We start from the raw sequence: 15,163 nt of genomic DNA, 5'->3' as shown, positions 1-15,163 counted from the left end.
CGCGCTCCTGGTCCGGACCGGACCAAGCCCCGGTTCCCGCTCGACCGGGTTCCCGGTCCCCATCAGACCAGAAGGAGGCGGTTCTCGGCTAGGTCGGCTGCGCGCGACGGGTGACCAGGCCGAGCCGCGGGGGTTGCGTCGCACGGGACTAGCCGCGCGCGACGGGTGACCAGGCCGAGCCGCGCACGCCCGGCTACTCCGGTTGCCGCAATCTAGTCCGGATGTCGCGATCTACTCCGGCCGTCGCGATGGGTCGAGTGCGGCACGCCCGCCGACTCGGTGGGGGCGTCGGGGCGGGTTGGAGTGCGGGCGGTCGTGGCGGCCTGGGGGTCTGGTGGTGCGTGGCGCGGGGAAGGCGGAGCGCGGCGGAGTCACGCGGATGTCGTTGCCGTCGGTGTGGACTTTCCATGTCTCGTCGTGGATGCGGTGGTGGCAGGAGACGCACAACAGCACGCCGTTCTCAAGGTCGGTGGGCCCGCGGTCTCTGGTCCACCAGCGGATGTGGTGCGCTTCGCAGTAGGAGGGTGGGGCGTGGCAGATGGCGCAGCCTCCGTCGCGTTCTCCGAGTGCGAGGCGTTGCGCTTTGGTGAAGAGCCGGACGCTGCGGCCGAGGTCGAGCACCTGCGAGTCGGTGCCGAGCACGGCGGGGATGATCTGTGCGTCGGCGGCCATGCGCCGGGCGGCGCCTGCGCTGACGGGGTGGGGGAGGTCGTCGGCGTCGCCGATGCCGAGCCCGTCCTGCAGGTCGTCGTGGTTGATGCGCACGACCACGGTGGTGGTGACGCCGCTGGGCGTCTGGTCGCAGCCGAGCGCGTGCCGGGCGATGGAGGTGAGCGCGTCGGCGCGCATCTGGATGGCCGTGCGGTCGTCGACGTGCTCGGCGCCTTCCTTGATGGCGTCACTGCGTCGGCGCAGTCCGTCCTTGACGTGCGCCTCGAGGAGCGCGATGACGGGGGCTGCCGAAGGCGGGTCGAGCACGGCGCGGATGCTGACCATGCCGTCGTCCTGGTGGGCGATGGTGACGTGGCGCTCGCGGTGCTGCCGTTCTTCCTGCTGTTCCCAGGCGCGTGGGTCGGTGGCGGCGATGGCGCGCTGGCACATGCGGTTGAGGTCGCGGTAGGTGAGGCGCAGGGCGCCGTCGACGAGTCGCTCCTCGAGGACTGCGGGGTCGGTCCATTCGGGTGGAGTGAAGCTGTCGGGGGTGCTCGCGAGAGCGGCGCGCAGCTCGGTGATCCGGTCGAGTGTGCGGGTGACGAGGGCGGCGCGGTCCACAGCGATGTCGCCGGCTCGCACGGCGGAGGCGAGATGCGCACGCCCGGCCGGCTCACGCCCAGCAGGCGCGGTCGCGGACGACGCACCCCCGGAGCCCAGCCCGCCTCCCAGTCCGCCGCTCAGCCCACCGCTCAGCCCACTGTCCAGCCCATCGCTGCCTCCCACGTTAGGCGCGCCAGGGAGCCCGGGACCGCTCGCGTCGGCCGCCGGGTCGCTCCCCGCAGCGGCGCCGAGCAGCATGCGTCCGGCGTCGATGGACCGTTGCGCCTCCGCGAGGGAGGTGCCTGCGGTGGAGGCGATCATGCGCCGCACGTCGCGGTAGCCCTGCTGCCTCGCGACGCCCGCGTCCCCCTTGGAGGGGGTGGACCGGCGTTCGAGCTCGCCGGCGAGCGCAGCCCGCAGGGCGTCGGACAGGCGGCCGATCCGGGTGAGGAGCTGGACACCGTCCACGAGGGCGTCGGGGCTCAGCGCGGACGTGGCCTGACCGTCGAGCGCGCGCAGCGCGTCGAGCGCTTCGTCGATCGCGGCGGTCGAGATGTCCATGGCTCTAGCCAATCAGGAGGGTCTGACAATTGGGACAAAAGGTGCGCTCGAAGGGCGGGCCACCACCCCCGTCGCCACCCCGTCGCCACCCCGCGCCACCCCCGCCGCCAGCCCTCCCGCGACCCCGCGCCGCCCCAGCGTCGTCCCTGGAACCTCGCAAACCGCCCGCACCGGGACAGGTCATGCATGCAATCCGGCAATCTGTGTGATCTGAGCGACAGGGGGCTTGGATTCCACCCCCGTCGGCCGATATAGTGAACACAGCGTCCCGCTGATGACAACGTCGCCAAAGCAACGGTCATGGCGGGACTTTTGCATTGTCCCAACGTGGGGCCAACCGGGATTCCGGACTCCACGTCCAGGCTCCCGGTCTCACACCGAAGAGAAGGAGAGCCCAATGCTCGACGTGATCAGCGCAGTGATCGGCCGTATGTCGACCGGTCTTGCCTACAGCGACCTCCCGGCGCACACGCGTGACGAGATCCTCGACGCGATGTCCGCCACCTCCAAGACCGACATCCGCTGACGATGTTCGTCAACTCTCGCCAGGGATCGTGCCGGGGCGCTGCCCTGAGCGGCTCGGTCTCGGCGCTTCCGAGCGGCAGCCGTCAGGGCTGCACCGCTTCTACCTCCGTCGCACCTGCCGTGCGGCACACCCTCTGAGATACGAAGGAGACAACCATGATCGGTTCCTCGCTGTTCTCCGGCTTCTACAAGAAGTCCGAGAAGCGCCAGTTCGCCAACCTGCCCGCGTCGGTGCAGGACGAGATCGCGGACGCCATGTCGGCCACCTCGAAGACTGACATCCGCTGATCTGACCTCAGCCGCTGACCTAGCGAGCCCCGTCGAGAGACCTCTCGGCGGGGCTTTTTCACGCCCGGACGCGGGGCCGACGTTTCACCCGCCCGACGTCTCACCCGGCCGACGCTTCACCCGCCCGACGCGCTACCCGCCAGCCCGACGCTGCCGCCAGCCACCTCCCGCCCGCTACCCTGTGCCGCATGCGACGTGCGGCGATGTGGACGCTCGCGGCGGTCGTGGCTGTCGCGGGTGTGGTGGCGGTGGGGTGGCCGTTCCTGGTCGCTCCTGCGCATGATGAGCCGGCCGACGTGGATGTCGCCTTGGTCTTGGGCCCGCCGACGGATGAGCGGATGGAGATCGCGCAGCAGCTGGTGGCGGACGGGCTGACGGATCACGTGCTGGTGTCGTTGGATCCGGAGATCGCGGAGGGCACCTATGAGCTGGCGCAGGAGGCGTGTGCGGCGCCCGACGGGGTCGTCGCCTGTGCGAAGCCGGAGCCGTTCACGACGCGTGGTGAGGCGCAGTGGTTGCGGGATGAGGCGGCGGCGCGCGGGTGGGACAGCGCTGCGGTGATCACGGTGACGCACCACATCTCGCGCTCGAGGATGATCGTGCGGAGCTGCTTCGACGGCGAGGTGCTGATGCTCGAGGCCGAGGAGCCGATGACGCCGGTGCTGTGGGCCTACTTCTACGCCTATCAGTCGGGCGCGACGGTGAAGGCGTGGGTCCAGGGGGCGTGCGGCGAGCCTGTCCCGGAGGCGGCGTCGGCGGTCTTCGGCGACTAGCGCCTTCGCGCGGGCCGGCCTCGCCTAGCGCCCGTCGTCCTCGGGTCGCACCCAGGCGGCGATGTCTCCGGCGCCGGCGACGATCATGGTGGCCACCTCGTCGTACACCTCTTGGGGCCGACGGTAGGGGTCGGGGACGTCGGGGATGTCCTGGCCGGCGAGGTAGGGGCGGTAGGCCTGGATGGCGGGGGCGATGTTGGCGACGCGTTCGGCGGGGGTGTCTCCGGGCAGCGGCGCTCCGGCGCGGGCGGCGGCGACCAGCTCCATGTAGAGGAAGGACCGCTTGAGGGCGCGGGGGCTTTCGGAGACGATGCGTCGGCGGTGTTCGGCGGTCATGGCGATGATGAGGTCGCTGTCGTCGACGATGCGGGGGGTGAGCATGCGGGCGTGGTGGCCGCGGCCGTCGAGTCCGTGCTCCTCGAGTGCGAGGGACATGGCGATGGGCAGGCCTTCGTCGACGAGTGCGGCGACGCCTGCGCTGCTCAGCTGTGCGATGTCGCCCAGGTAGCCTTGGAGCGCGATGGCCGCGGCAGGCGACCGGCAGATGTTGCCGGTGCAGACGGTCAGGATTGATGTCATGGCTGGTACCCCCGAGGAACTCGGGCCCAGTGTAGAGGGGATGCATGGTGCGACCGCCAGTCCATGCGGCGCCTAGGCGGCGCCGGTGGGGCTGGTGGCTGGTCGCTGGTTTCCTTTTCGTCCTGTTTGCGTGGGCGGGTCTGCTGGGCTGGGATGCGTGGCAGGCGAGGGCTGAGGCGGAGACGTTGCAGGCGTCGGCGGCGCGCGCGCAGGAGGCGGTGTCGGCGCGGGATGTGGTGACTCTCAGGGCTGAGGTGGAGACCCTCTCGGTGGCGGCGAACGGTTTCGCGGATCACACGCAGGGCCCGCAGTGGTGGCTGGCGGCCCAGATCCCGTGGGTGCAGGATCAGGTGCGGCCGCTGCAGGCGGCGGGAGTTGCGGTGAGGGCGCTCGCGGATGAGGCCTTGACGCCTCTCTCGCAGCTGGAGGATCTGGATGCGCTCGCGAATCCGGAGTTCACGGACGGTCGTATCGATCCGTTCCTGATGGAGCCGTATCGGCCCACTCTGGAGCAGGTGCAGTCGGTGCTGCGCGATCAGATCGACGCGTTGGATGCGGTGGACACGTCGGGTTCAGTGGCGGTCGTGGGTGAGGCCTTCGGCGATCTGACGGGCCAGCTGGACGACCTGGTCGCTCTGGTGGACGACGCGACGACGCTGTCTCAGCTGCTGCCGGGGATGCTGGGCGGCGAGGGGCCGCGCACGTATGCGGTGATGCTGCAGAACAATGCGGAGCCGCGTGCGTCGGGGGGCATCCCGGGCGCGGTGATCATGGTGACGATCGATGACGGTCGTCCGCTGATGGGCGAGTACTACTCGGCCGGCGAGCTGAACATCCCGCGCGAGCCGATCGAGGGTGCGACGCAGGAGGAGATCGACGCCTTCGGTGAGGCGATCGCGCTGTATGCGCAGGACGTGAACTTCACTCCGCAGTTCCCGCGGGCGGCTCAGCTCATGAGCGAGTTCGTGGAGCGGGAGACGGGGCAGGCGCCCGACGGGGTGGTGAGCCTGGATCCGGTGGCGCTCGGCTACATGCTGGGTGACGCCCCGGCGCAGGAGGTCGCGGGCATCGAGGTGAGCGGCGCGAACCTGGCCGAGGTGATGCTCAATCGCGCGTACTTCGAGTTCGAGGATCCGAGCGAGCAGGACGCGTTCTTCGCGGCGACGGCGGGTGCGCTGTTCTCGGAGGTGCTGGCTGGGGGGTCGTCGGCGGTCGACGGTCTGGCTCGGGCGCTCGACGAGTCACGTTTCTCGGTCTGGTCGTCGGTGCCGGAGGAGCAGTCGCTTCTGCAGCCGACGCCCGCGGGTGGTGACCAGCTGCGTGACGGCGTGTGGTCGGGCGTGTTCGTCAACGACGGCTCGGGCTCCAAGATCGGCTACTACGTGGACGTCACCGCGGGCGCTGAGGTGAGCATGTGCGTGTCCGACGGCCGGGTGGCCGAGGGGACGCTGACGGTCAACGCGACGCACAGCTTCGACGGAGAGGTGGCGGAGCTTCCTGACTACATCGCGGGCGTGGGCAACTGGGTGCCGGAGGGTGACTTCGGGGCGAACTTCTCGCTGATCGTGCCGGACGGGTATCGGGTGTTGAGCGTGATGGCGGACGGCGATGTGGTGGGCTACTCGCCTGCGGTGGTCGCGGGCAGGGATCTGGTGATCGTGCCGGTCGCGCTCTCGCCTGGCGAGGCCATCGAGATCACGATGACCGTGATGCCCGAATCGCCCTTTTTCACTCTTGGGGACGTATTTGTCACCCCCGGTTCGAAACCTGTTCTTAACTTTGTGGGTGTCGACTCGCGTTCCACTGACTGCTAATCTTTCCGAGGGGCAACGTGCCTGATATGGTGCGTACAGATGTCCTTGAGGCCTGCTGGACAGGCAGAGAAATAGTTGGGGGATTTGCTCAATGCGCAAGATTTTCGCTTCGGTCGCTGTCGCGGCCGCACTGATGCTCGGGTCGGCCGGCGCTGCGTCTGCGGCTCCCTACCCGGCTATCGAGGTCCCCGGCACGACCTTCTCGATGCCGATCAGCACCTCGACCACCTTCTCGTTCGCGAACGTGCCGAACGGTACCTACGTCTTCACCGTCACCAACCCGGCGACCGGCAACTCGGTGACGTTCGAGCTCACCAAGACCCCGGACAACGGCGTGATGGTCTTCGAGTTCACCGCGCCCACCGCGGCCGGCGTCCTCAACGCTGTCGTGACCGGCCCGCAGCAGGAGCCGATCTGGAACGGCACGATCGACGTCACCGCGACGACCGACTCGGGTGAGCTGGGCACCGGTGGTTCCACCGGTGGCACCACCACCGACTCCGGTGAGCTCGCCGCTGGCGACGAGCTGGCCAACACGGGTGCCTCGAACATGGGCATGATCGCCGTCGCGGGTGGTCTGCTCGTCGCGGGTGCCGGTGCCGTCGGCATCGTGGCCCGCCGTCGTGAGGCTGGCGCGAAGGTGGATGCGACCGTCTGAGTCGTCACCGCATAGACGCTGAAGAACCCCGTCGCCCGTGAGGGCGGCGGGGTTCTTTCTTTGTCTGCCGAGAGCTGCTTTGTTGCGTTCGCGTGAATTGTGGCGGATAGCCCTTTTCTCATTTCTGGTGAATATGAAAGGGTGCTGGTGGACAGTGGGGTACGTGTCTATGGGGGAGGGGCCTATGCCGTACACGTCGCAGTCGTATAAGCCTTGGTATCGGCGGGTCTATGGGGGCCTGCCGGTGTGGGGGATGTTCGTGGCCGCGCTGCTGCTGGCGGCGATGGTGGCGTATGCGGTGACGCGGGGCTAGCGCGCCGACGCCCCGTCAACGCGCGCGGCAGCCCGTCGAAACGCTCCGACATCCCGGCATCCGCCCCGCGCCGCCGATGCCCGCAGGCGCCGTTCCGGCGGCCTGTCAGCGCGCGTGGTGCCGCGCGGCGGGCGTCGGCTTGGCGCCGGGGATCTCCTCGTAGGCGTAGCCGTAGCGGCCGTACCCGTAGGAGTCGGGCCCGCTGGTGGGCACCATGGTGAGGACCACGCCGGAGCGGGGCGCGCCGACCACCTCGAGCGCGTCCATGGAGGCTTCCAGCTGGTTGGTGCGGGTGCGGCCTGCGGCGACGATCACGAGGCTTCCGCCGACGAGTCGCGCGAGCACGGCGGCGTCGGTGACGGGCAGCAGCGGGGGCGCGTCGAACAGCACCACGTCGAACTGGCTGGTGAGCTGCTCGATGAGGCGCTCCATGGCGGTGGATCCGAGCAGCTCTGAGGGGTTCGGCGGGATCTGGCCGGCGGCGAGCACGTAGAGGTTGCCGTTGCCCCAGCGCTGGATGACGTCGGCGGGGGCCACGCGGCCGATGATGACGTCGGTGAGGCCCACTCCGCCTTCGAGGCTGAGGTACTTGTGCACCGTGGGCTTGCGCAGGTCCGCGTCCACGAGCAGGACCCGGCTGCCGGATTCGGCGAGCGCGATGGCCAGGTTGGCGGCGGTGGTGGACTTGCCCTCTGCCGGCATGGAGCTGGTGAGCACGAAGGCGCGCTCGGCGCGGCCAGCGTCCAGGAACTGCAGGTTCGTGCGCAGCGTGCGGAACGACTCGGAGCGGGGGCTCTTGGGGTCGGCCTGGATGACGAGAGGACGCTGCTTGGCCTTGGGGTCGAACACGATCCCGCCCAGGATCGGCACCTCGGTGATGAGCTCGACGTCCTTCTCGTTGTGCACGCGGGTGTCGAGCGCGGCGCGCGTGAGCGCCAGGCCAAGGCCCAGGGCGAGGCCCAGCAGGCCGCCGAGCGCCAGGTTGAGCCGCATGTTCGGGGCCGACGGGATGGTCGGCTCCTGCGCTTCCTGCACGATCGAGAGGCGGACGGGGGAGCCGTCGGTGGAGTCGGTGGTCTCGAGCTCTTCGACCACCACGGCGAGCTGGGTGGCCACCTCGGTCGCGATCGCGGTGGCGAGCGCGGGGTCCTCGTCGGTGACGGTGATGTCGATCACGGACTTGGAACTAGGGGCCGATGCTGACACCTGGCTTCGGAGGTCGTCCACGGAGGTGTCGGCGAGGCCGAGCGAGTCGATGGTGGGGCCGAGCACGGACTGGGTGGTGGCCAGGTCCGCGTAGGTGGCGACTCGGGCCAGGGTGAAGGAGCTGCCGGACTGGAGCTCGGACGCGGAGCTGGCTCCTGAGGTGGAGACGAACACCTTGGAGCTGGACGTGTAGGTGGGCGGCGTCACTGCGGTGTAGGTGAACGCCGCGGCCACGGCGAGCGCGAACGTGACGGCGATCAGAATCCAGTTCTTGCGCAGGATGCGGATGTAGTCCTGAAGCTCCACGGTGCGGGCTTTCCCCCTCGGCTCGGCACTTGGTGCGACATTTCCAGAAATGCCGGCTCGTGCATTCTCTCACGCCGATACAGGTGTCCAGAGTGGACATTCGCCATTGCTAGAATCCGATCATGAATTCCCGGAGGGGCGGGGGTTCGGCAGGTCTGCTGCGGGGACGCAGCGGCTGGGCCGTCCAACTGCGTATCGCGCTTGCGCTGTCTGACGCCTTCGTCGTGGCTCTGGTCATGGTGATCGCGCAGTACACGCGCTTCGGAGTGGACCCCAATGCGGCCGTGACCGGATCCAACTCCTTCCCGTACGCCACTCTCTCGGTGGCGATCGGTGTGCTGTGGTGGGTGCTGCTGGGCCTGGTGAAGAGCCGTGAGGTGCGCATCCTGGGTCATGGCCCACAGGAGTTTCAGCGAGTCTTCAGGGCCTCGCTCGGGGCGTTCCTGATCGTGGCCGTGGTCGGCTTCGTGACGCAGTGGCAGATCTCCCGCTCCTATCTTCTGGTCGCCCTGCCCGTGGGCATGATCGCGATCATGGTCTACCGCCTGGTGTGGCGCACGTGGGTGCATGCGGAGCGCCAGCGTGGCCGCCTGCTCATCAACGCGCTGGTGATCGGGCCCACAGCGTTGGCGGCTGACGTGGCTGACAGGCTCAGCAAGTCGCAGTTGGCCGGGTACCGGCTTGCGGGGGTGGCGCGCATCGCGGGGACGACGGACAGCGATGAGCGCGCGGCGGAGATGCTCGTGATCGACACGGACACGAACCTGGTGGAGCTGGCGCGCAGCGTCGGTGCCGAGGTGATCGTGGTGGCAGGTAGCGATGCGAAGTCCAACGAGTATGCGCGTCGTCTCGGCTGGCAGCTCGAGGGCACCGACATCGGCCTGATCGTGGCGCCCGCGCTGGCGGAGGTCGCCGGTCCGCGCGTGCTGATGACCCCGGTGCAGGGACTGCCGCTCATGCATGTGGACTCGCCGGAGTTCACGGGTGCCAAGTACTGGGCCAAGTCGGCGTTCGACCGCCTGCTCGCCGCGCTCATGCTGCTCGTCGGGGCGATCCCGATGCTGGTGGTCGCGATCCTTATCAAGGTGACCTCGCCCGGGCCGGTGTTCTTCCGGCAGGAGCGCGTGGGCCTGGGGATGCAGCACTTCAGGATGTTCAAGTTCCGGTCCATGTATGCGGACGCGGAGGAGCGTCTGAAGGAGATCGAGGATCTGAACGAAGGCAACGGCGTCCACTTCAAGATGAAGGACGACCCGCGCGTGACCCCGATCGGAAGGTTCATCCGCCGCTACTCGATCGACGAGCTGCCGCAGCTGTTCAACGTGCTGATCGGCGACATGTCCCTGGTGGGTCCGCGTCCGCCCCTTCCGCGTGAGGTGGAGGCATGGGAGGGTGAGGTGCAGCGTCGTCAGCTGGTGAAGCCAGGCATGACGGGGCTGTGGCAGGTCTCGGGCCGGTCCGACCTCTCCTGGGAGGAGGCCGTGCGCCTTGACCTCTACTATGCGGAGAACTGGTCTCCTGCGGGGGACACCTTGATCCTGCTGCGCACGTTCACCGCGGTGTTCGGTCGCAGCGGGGCGTACTGACCGGAGCGTCTGGGGGTAGGCGTCCGTGTCAGGTCCTTGAGGGGGGCAGGGCATGGCCGTCGGCACGTCGCCGCGCATCGTCTATCTGGACGGGCTGCGCGCGTTCCTGATGCTGTTCGGGATCCCTTATCACGCGGCGCTGGCGTTCAGCGGTCAGCCGTGGTTGGTGCGGTCGGAGCAGGACAGCGCCTTCCTGTGGTTCCTGGCCGAGTTCCTGCATGTGTGGCGCATGCCGGCGTTCTTCGTGATCGCTGGCTTCTTCAGCGCCTTGATCCTGCGCAGGCGGGGCCCGGGTGCGTGGTTCAGGGGCCGGCTTCGCCGGCTCGGGATCCCTCTGGTGACCGGTGTGCTGCTGCTGTGGCCGGCGCAGTGGTGGGCGATCGGCTACTCGCGTATGGGCTCTCATGAGGGCGCGGTCTCCTACATGGCCGACGCGGCGTGGCCCCCATCGAGCGCGTGGACCATCCATCTGTGGTTCCTGGTGAACCTGCTGCTGTACTCGGCGGTCCTCGCCTTGGCAGCCTCGCCGTGGCTCCGCCGCTACACCGGTGCCGTGGCACGCGTGCTGGTCGCGCGGTTCGTCGCCAGGCCCGGGGTGTGCTTGACGGTGTTCGCTGCGACGTCCGTCGTGCTCGTGACGGTGGGGCTCGCCGGGTGGGAGCACTGGCATCTTCGCGCGGTGACGAACGGACTGGTGGCCAGGACGGTGCTGCTGTTCGCCCCCGCATTCCTGCTGGGCGTGTTGCTGGGGTCGCGGGACGGGCTGCTCGACCGGCTCGCGCGCATCCCGCTTCGAGCGGTGGTGCCGGTGGCGGCAGCGGCGGTGGGGGCCGTGCTCGCGGCGAGGTCGTGGCCGACGCTCGGATCAGGCGGAACGGTCCTGATGGAGGGGGTGGCGTGGACCGTGGGAGGGCTCGGCATGACGGTCCTGGTCCTGCGCGTGGCACCGCGACTGTTCCCGCGGCCGCGCGCGTGGGTGACCTGGTTGGTGGACGCCTCGCTGCCGGTGTACCTGATCCACATGCCGCTCGTGCTCGTGAGCTCGCTGCTGCTGATCCGGGCGGGGGTCGACGGCGTGGTGGGCTGGCTGATCGTGGTGTCAGTCACCCTCGTGGGATCGCTGGCGTTCTATGAGGTCGCCAACCGGGTGCCATGGGCGCGCTACGCGGTGAACGGTTCGCACAAGGCGGGCAAGAGCATTCACGGTCATATGAAGACACGCTTGGCAAGTTGGACCCGCAACTAGCGTGTCCTTGGTCCGCGAGGAGTCAGCGCCCGGGCCGCGCTGGAATCACGTCGGTAGCCTGCGAGATCTCTAAGCAGCGGGGGAAATGCGACGGCACAATCCGCTTTGGCAACAGCGACTGTCCCGATAGAGTCCCAGCAGAGTAGAACTGGAGCAGGAACATGGCGAGTAGAAGGTACCTGGTCGACGTGCTACGCACCGTGGCTTCTTCATCAGTCCTTCCACACAGGTTTCGGCCGCTCTTGCTCAAGGCGTCCGGGGTGCATATCAGCGGGAAGGCGCTCGTGATGCCAGGTCTGAAATTGCCGCGCGGCGGCCGGGTCGCCATTGGTGACAACGTGTTTATCAACTACGACGTCTACCTCGACAACGAAGCGGCTATCGCTATTGGCGACGGTGTTCAGATTGCCGATCACGTGAGGATCGTAACCTCGACGCACGAGATCGGTGGTGCCGACCGCAGGGCGGGCAAATCGCTTGGCGAAGCCGTCGCTATTGGCGACGGTTGCTGGATCGGGTCCGGGGCAACAGTTCTACCAGGGGTCAGCGTGGCTACGGGGTGCATAGTGGCTGCCGGTTCTGTGGTTGCCGAATCCACCGAAGCACACGGCCTCTACGCAGGAGTGCCGGCGAGGCGCAAGCGCGACCTCCCTCCAGAGGCAACGGGATAGATAGGTGGCAAGCCCGGCACTGCATTGCATGGCTCGGAGGCGGAACCATTTGGAGCAGCTATGTAGTGGCTTCCGCTATCCTCGCAGGTGCTCGACGTTCTCCTGGTACCACTCGTAGGTCCGGCGGAGGCCGTCCTCGAGCGAGATCTGAGCGGTCCAGCCGGCGTCGGCGAGCTGGGAGACGTCCAGAAGCTTCTGAGGCGTGCCGTCGGGCTTGGAGGTGTCCCACTCGGTCTCGCCCTCGTAGCCGACCACCTTGGCGATGGTCTCGGCGATCTCCTTGATGGTGACGTCCGAGCCGGTGCCCACGTTGACCTGGGCCGGTCCGTCGTAGTGCTCCATGAGGTGCAGGCATGCGTCGGCCATGTCGTCGCTGTGCAGGAACTCGCGGCGCGGCGTGCCGGTGCCCCAGTTGGTGACGGTGGTGGCGCCTGAGCGGGCCGCCTCGTCGTAGCGGCGGATCAGCGCGGGCAGCACGTGGGACCCCTGCGGGGAGAAGTTGTCGTTCGGCCCGTAGAGGTTGGTGGGCATCGCGGAGATCCACGGCAGCCCGTACTGACGGCGCGCGGCCTGGATGTGAAGGATGCCGGCGATCTTGGCGATCGCGTAGGCGTCGTTGGTCGGCTCCAGATAGCCGGTGAGGAGCGAGTCCTCACGGATCGGCTGGTCGGCCAGCTTGGGGTAGATGCAGGACGAGCCGAGGAACAGCAGTCGCTTCACGCCGTGCTCGATCGCGGCGTCGATCACGTTCGTCTGGATACGCACGTTGTCGGACAGGAAGTCCACCGGGTACGTGTTGTTCGCCATGATGCCGCCCACCTTCGCGGCGGCGAGCACCACGTAGGTGGGCTTGGTCTCGGCGAAGAACGCGAACGTGGCGTCCCGGTCCTTGAGGTCAAGCTCGGAGGACGAGCGGCCCACCAGGTTCGTGAAGCCTGCGGACTCGAGTCGGCGCCAGATGGCGGAGCCGACCAGGCCGCGGTGGCCGGCGACGTAGAAGGTTGCGTCGCGGTCGAGCGGTCCCGGGGTGAAGTCGACGCCGTCGGACGCGGTCACGCCACGCTCCACGAGGCGAGCTTCACCTTGTCGTGCCAGGGCTTGCCCTCGAAGCCGAGCGACTCCAGGTCCGCCTCGACCATGAGCTTGGCCAGGCCGTAGCCGTCGACGGTGGCCTTCCAGCCGAGCTTCTGCTCGGCCTTGGAGGCGTCGCCGATCAGGGCGTCCACCTCGGTGGGGCGCAGGTAGCGCTCGTCGAACTTCACGTAGTCCTGCCAGTTCAAGCCGATGTGGCTGAACGTGGTCTCCAGGAAGTCGCGCACGGTGAGGCCCACGCCGGTGGCGAGCACGAAGTCGTCGGGCTCGTCGGCCTGCAGCATGCGCCACATTCCCTCGACGTACTCGGCGGCGTAGCCCCAGTCGCGGACGGAGTCCAGGTTTCCGAGCCACAGCTCGTCCTGCAGGCCGGCCTTGATGCGGGCGGCCGCGCGGGTGATCTTGCGCGTCACGAACGTCTCGCCACGGCGCGGGGACTCGTGGTTGAACAGGATGCCGTTGACGGCGAACATGCCGTACGCCTCGCGGTAGTTCTTGGTCACCCAGTAGGAGTAGACCTTCGCGGCACCGTAGGGGGAGCGCGGGTAGAACGGCGTGTCCTCGTCCTGGGGCGGCGGGGTGGCGCCGAACATCTCCGAGGACGAGGCCTGGTAGAAGCGGGTGTCGATGCCGGCGAGGCGGACTGCCTCGAGCATGCGCATGGAACCCACGCCGGTGGTGTCGCCGGTGTGCTCGGGCTCGTCGAAGCTGACGCGCACGTGCGACTGGGCCGCGAGGTTGTAGACCTCGTCCGGCTTGATCTCCGCGAGCAGCGTGGTGAGACGCGCACCATCGGAGAGGTCTCCGTAGTGGAGGAAGAGCTTGGCGTCCGGGTTGTGCGGGTCCACGTAGAGGTGGTCGATCCGACTCGTGTTGAAGGTGGAGGCACGGCGGATGAGCCCGTGGACCTCGTAGCCCTTGCTCAGGAGCAGCTCTGCAAGGTAGCTGCCGTCCTGCCCGGTGATGCCGGTGATGAAAGCCTTCTTGGTCATGCGTACCCCCTCGCGTGCCCCCTCTGGCACGTCTTGGCTATGAATGCGAAGTCTAGGTGATGCGGATTACGCGCGAGTAACAGCCTTGAGAATGCTGTCCCAGGACTGCATGGCGCCCGCCTCGCTGAGATTCTCCTGGAAGTACGCATAGCCGGCCTCGGAAGCGTGGTCGGCGAACGTCGCATCATCGGAGAGGTCCTCGGCGGCTGCCAGCAGAAGGTCTGGCTCGCCGCTCTGAACGATCGGCCCGGCGTGGGCGTCGCTCATGATCGACGCCACGATACCGGTCGGGTCGGTCGCGGCGATCACGGGGCGCCGGGCGGCGAAGTAGCTGGTGAGCTTGCTCGGCACCGCCATCTCCCGCACGCCGGGGAGCTCGTTCACGAGCAGCGCGTCGGCTGCCTGAAGTGCAGCCGTGAAGTCGTCGCCGGGGAGCGGGTCCATGAAGGTGAGGCGCGAGCAGTCGCCCGCCTCCTGCTCCAGTCGGGCGCGGTCGGCACCGTCGCCCAGCAGCACGAAGCGGACCTTGCTTTCTGAGGCCTCGGCCAGCTTGGCCGCCTCGACCACGTTGGAGAGGCCCTGCTTCTTCCCGATGTTGCCGGCGTGGAGCACGATGAAGTCGTCCTCGGCCCATCCGTGCCGCGCACGGACCGAGGCGCGGTCCACGGGTTCCACGGTGATGTGGGACCAGTTGGGCACCACGTGAATGCGCTCCGGGTCCACCTTCAGGTCGGTGGCGATCCGCTCCGCCATCGCCGGGTGGATGGCCACCACAGCGTCGGCGTTGCGCAGCAACCAGCCCTCGACGCCTGCGGCGACGCGGACGGCGAGGCCCTTGCCCTCGCCCGTCTCTGCCATGCCCTGCGAGTACAGGTCCTGCACCCACACCACGCGCTTGGAGCGGGAGAAGGTGCGTGAGCGGGCCATGCACAGGGCGCTGGAGAACAGTGCGGGGGACACGAACACGGTCACCGAAGGGCGGTTCCAGCCGACGCGCACCTGATGCAGTCCGAACGTGATCTCTGAGACCAGCCGACGCGATCCGCGGGGCGGATTCGGGACGTAGTGGGTGAGCCGACGCAGGTGAACGCCCTGGTCAAGGTCGCGTCTTCTCCACCCTCGATCGTCTGGGTTACGCTTCCACTGCGGATAGTGGGGGAAGCCGGTGATGGCGGTGACTCGCTTCCCGGCGGTCGAGAGATGCCGGGCGAGGCTCGTGGTGTACGGCGCGATGCCTGTGGGCTCCGGAGAGTAGTTCAGGCTGAGAATCGCCGCCTTGATGGGGTCGGTCACGGGTAG

15 protein-coding genes are annotated in these 15,163 nt (G+C 68.3%); 9 read left to right on the top strand and 6 right to left on the bottom strand.

The genetic code is table 11. The features are described 5' to 3' along the window. Positions 1-231 precede the first annotated feature (231 nt). Positions 232-1,815: an HNH endonuclease signature motif containing protein gene (locus QQX04_RS03400; protein WP_301126293.1), complete on the bottom strand. Its 1,584-nt coding sequence runs from the start codon at positions 1,813-1,815 to the stop codon at positions 232-234. Between the two features lie 397 nt (positions 1,816-2,212). Between QQX04_RS03400 and QQX04_RS03395 the strand changes: the two genes are divergently transcribed. From QQX04_RS03395 to QQX04_RS03385, 3 genes are all read left to right on the top strand, one after another. Next, positions 2,213-2,341 (top strand): hypothetical protein, encoded by a 129-nt coding sequence (locus tag QQX04_RS03395; RefSeq protein WP_301126291.1) that lies wholly within the window; start codon positions 2,213-2,215, stop codon positions 2,339-2,341. A gap of 155 nt (positions 2,342-2,496) precedes the next feature. Continuing rightward, on the top strand, positions 2,497-2,628 hold the full coding sequence (locus QQX04_RS03390) for a hypothetical protein (protein WP_301126289.1): 132 nt from the start codon (positions 2,497-2,499) through the stop codon (positions 2,626-2,628). Between the two features lie 188 nt (positions 2,629-2,816). After that, positions 2,817-3,401: a YdcF family protein gene (locus tag QQX04_RS03385; protein ID WP_301126288.1), complete on the top strand. Its 585-nt coding sequence runs from the start codon at positions 2,817-2,819 to the stop codon at positions 3,399-3,401. A gap of 24 nt (positions 3,402-3,425) precedes the next feature. Here the strand turns inward: QQX04_RS03385 and QQX04_RS03380 are convergent, their stop codons facing one another. Then, on the bottom strand, positions 3,426-3,980 hold the full coding sequence (locus tag QQX04_RS03380) for an arsenate reductase/protein-tyrosine-phosphatase family protein (protein ID WP_301126286.1): 555 nt from the start codon (positions 3,978-3,980) through the stop codon (positions 3,426-3,428). A 44-nt stretch (positions 3,981-4,024) separates the two neighbouring features. On the opposite strand from QQX04_RS03380, the gene QQX04_RS03375 reads away from it, so the two are divergent. From QQX04_RS03375 to QQX04_RS03365, 3 genes are all read left to right on the top strand, one after another. Further along, entirely contained in the window at positions 4,025-5,794 is a 1,770-nt protein-coding gene (locus tag QQX04_RS03375; protein WP_301126285.1) for a DUF4012 domain-containing protein, read from the top strand. A gap of 91 nt (positions 5,795-5,885) precedes the next feature. Continuing rightward, on the top strand, positions 5,886-6,452 hold the full coding sequence (locus tag QQX04_RS03370; protein ID WP_301126283.1) for an LPXTG cell wall anchor domain-containing protein: 567 nt from the start codon (positions 5,886-5,888) through the stop codon (positions 6,450-6,452). 169 nt (positions 6,453-6,621) lie between these two features. Next, positions 6,622-6,765 carry a hypothetical protein gene (locus QQX04_RS03365; protein ID WP_301126282.1) on the top strand — a complete coding sequence of 48 codons (144 nt, stop codon included), beginning with the start codon at positions 6,622-6,624 and terminating at the stop codon, positions 6,763-6,765. A 105-nt stretch (positions 6,766-6,870) separates the two neighbouring features. Here QQX04_RS03365 and QQX04_RS03360 read toward each other — a convergent pair whose 3' ends face one another. Continuing rightward, positions 6,871-8,277 (bottom strand): tyrosine-protein kinase domain-containing protein, encoded by a 1,407-nt coding sequence (locus tag QQX04_RS03360; RefSeq protein ID WP_301126280.1) that lies wholly within the window; start codon positions 8,275-8,277, stop codon positions 6,871-6,873. Between the two features lie 122 nt (positions 8,278-8,399). On the opposite strand from QQX04_RS03360, the gene QQX04_RS03355 reads away from it, so the two are divergent. The 3 genes from QQX04_RS03355 (at position 8,400) to QQX04_RS03345 (ending at position 11,780) form a co-directional block, all read left to right on the top strand. After that, complete coding sequence (locus QQX04_RS03355) at positions 8,400-9,863, top strand: sugar transferase (protein WP_301126279.1); 1,464 nt, start codon at positions 8,400-8,402, stop codon at positions 9,861-9,863. 52 nt (positions 9,864-9,915) lie between these two features. Next, positions 9,916-11,109 carry an acyltransferase family protein gene (locus tag QQX04_RS03350; RefSeq protein ID WP_301126277.1) on the top strand — a complete coding sequence of 398 codons (1,194 nt, stop codon included), beginning with the start codon at positions 9,916-9,918 and terminating at the stop codon, positions 11,107-11,109. Between the two features lie 161 nt (positions 11,110-11,270). Further along, positions 11,271-11,780, top strand: coding sequence for an acyltransferase (locus QQX04_RS03345; protein ID WP_301126276.1), 510 nt, complete (start codon positions 11,271-11,273; stop codon positions 11,778-11,780). A gap of 75 nt (positions 11,781-11,855) precedes the next feature. Here the strand turns inward: QQX04_RS03345 and QQX04_RS03340 are convergent, their stop codons facing one another. The 3 genes from QQX04_RS03340 to QQX04_RS03330 form a co-directional block, all read right to left on the bottom strand. Next, a complete protein-coding gene (locus tag QQX04_RS03340) occupies positions 11,856-12,836 on the bottom strand; it encodes a GDP-L-fucose synthase family protein (RefSeq protein WP_301126274.1) in 981 nt (326 codons plus the stop codon). Continuing rightward, the gene (gmd, locus tag QQX04_RS03335) at positions 12,833-13,864 is read right to left on the bottom strand and encodes a GDP-mannose 4,6-dehydratase (protein ID WP_301126273.1); all 1,032 of its coding nucleotides are present in this window, start codon (positions 13,862-13,864) and stop codon (positions 12,833-12,835) included. The genes QQX04_RS03340 and gmd overlap by 4 nt, the downstream gene beginning before the upstream one ends. Before the next feature lie 66 nt (positions 13,865-13,930). Beyond that, positions 13,931-15,157 (bottom strand): glycosyltransferase family 4 protein, encoded by a 1,227-nt coding sequence (locus QQX04_RS03330; RefSeq protein WP_301126271.1) that lies wholly within the window; start codon positions 15,155-15,157, stop codon positions 13,931-13,933. Positions 15,158-15,163: the final 6 nt, after the last annotated feature.

Origin of the sequence: Demequina zhanjiangensis (assembly GCF_030418315.1) — a bacterium.
GTDB lineage: Bacteria > Actinomycetota > Actinomycetes > Actinomycetales > Demequinaceae > Demequina > Demequina zhanjiangensis.
Note: the sequence above shows the minus strand (reverse complement) of the source record. Positions and strands in the feature narration are given on the sequence as shown.

What these genes read in the sequence shown, in the direction of transcription:
- QQX04_RS03400 (WP_301126293.1), bottom strand. Translation starts at nt 1,815, where the DNA reads ATGGACATCTCGACCGCCGCGATCGACGAAGCGCTCGACGCGCTGCGC.
- QQX04_RS03395 (WP_301126291.1), top strand. Translation starts at nt 2,213, where the DNA reads ATGCTCGACGTGATCAGCGCAGTGATCGGCCGTATGTCGACCGGTCTT.
- QQX04_RS03390 (WP_301126289.1), top strand. Translation starts at nt 2,497, where the DNA reads ATGATCGGTTCCTCGCTGTTCTCCGGCTTCTACAAGAAGTCCGAGAAG.
- QQX04_RS03385 (WP_301126288.1), top strand. Translation starts at nt 2,817, where the DNA reads ATGCGACGTGCGGCGATGTGGACGCTCGCGGCGGTCGTGGCTGTCGCG.
- QQX04_RS03380 (WP_301126286.1), bottom strand. Translation starts at nt 3,980, where the DNA reads ATGACATCAATCCTGACCGTCTGCACCGGCAACATCTGCCGGTCGCCT.
- QQX04_RS03375 (WP_301126285.1), top strand. Translation starts at nt 4,025, where the DNA reads ATGGTGCGACCGCCAGTCCATGCGGCGCCTAGGCGGCGCCGGTGGGGC.
- QQX04_RS03370 (WP_301126283.1), top strand. Translation starts at nt 5,886, where the DNA reads ATGCGCAAGATTTTCGCTTCGGTCGCTGTCGCGGCCGCACTGATGCTC.
- QQX04_RS03365 (WP_301126282.1), top strand. Translation starts at nt 6,622, where the DNA reads ATGGGGGAGGGGCCTATGCCGTACACGTCGCAGTCGTATAAGCCTTGG.
- QQX04_RS03355 (WP_301126279.1), top strand. Translation starts at nt 8,400, where the DNA reads ATGAATTCCCGGAGGGGCGGGGGTTCGGCAGGTCTGCTGCGGGGACGC.
- QQX04_RS03350 (WP_301126277.1), top strand. Translation starts at nt 9,916, where the DNA reads ATGGCCGTCGGCACGTCGCCGCGCATCGTCTATCTGGACGGGCTGCGC.
- QQX04_RS03345 (WP_301126276.1), top strand. Translation starts at nt 11,271, where the DNA reads ATGGCGAGTAGAAGGTACCTGGTCGACGTGCTACGCACCGTGGCTTCT.
- gmd (WP_301126273.1), bottom strand. Translation starts at nt 13,864, where the DNA reads ATGACCAAGAAGGCTTTCATCACCGGCATCACCGGGCAGGACGGCAGC.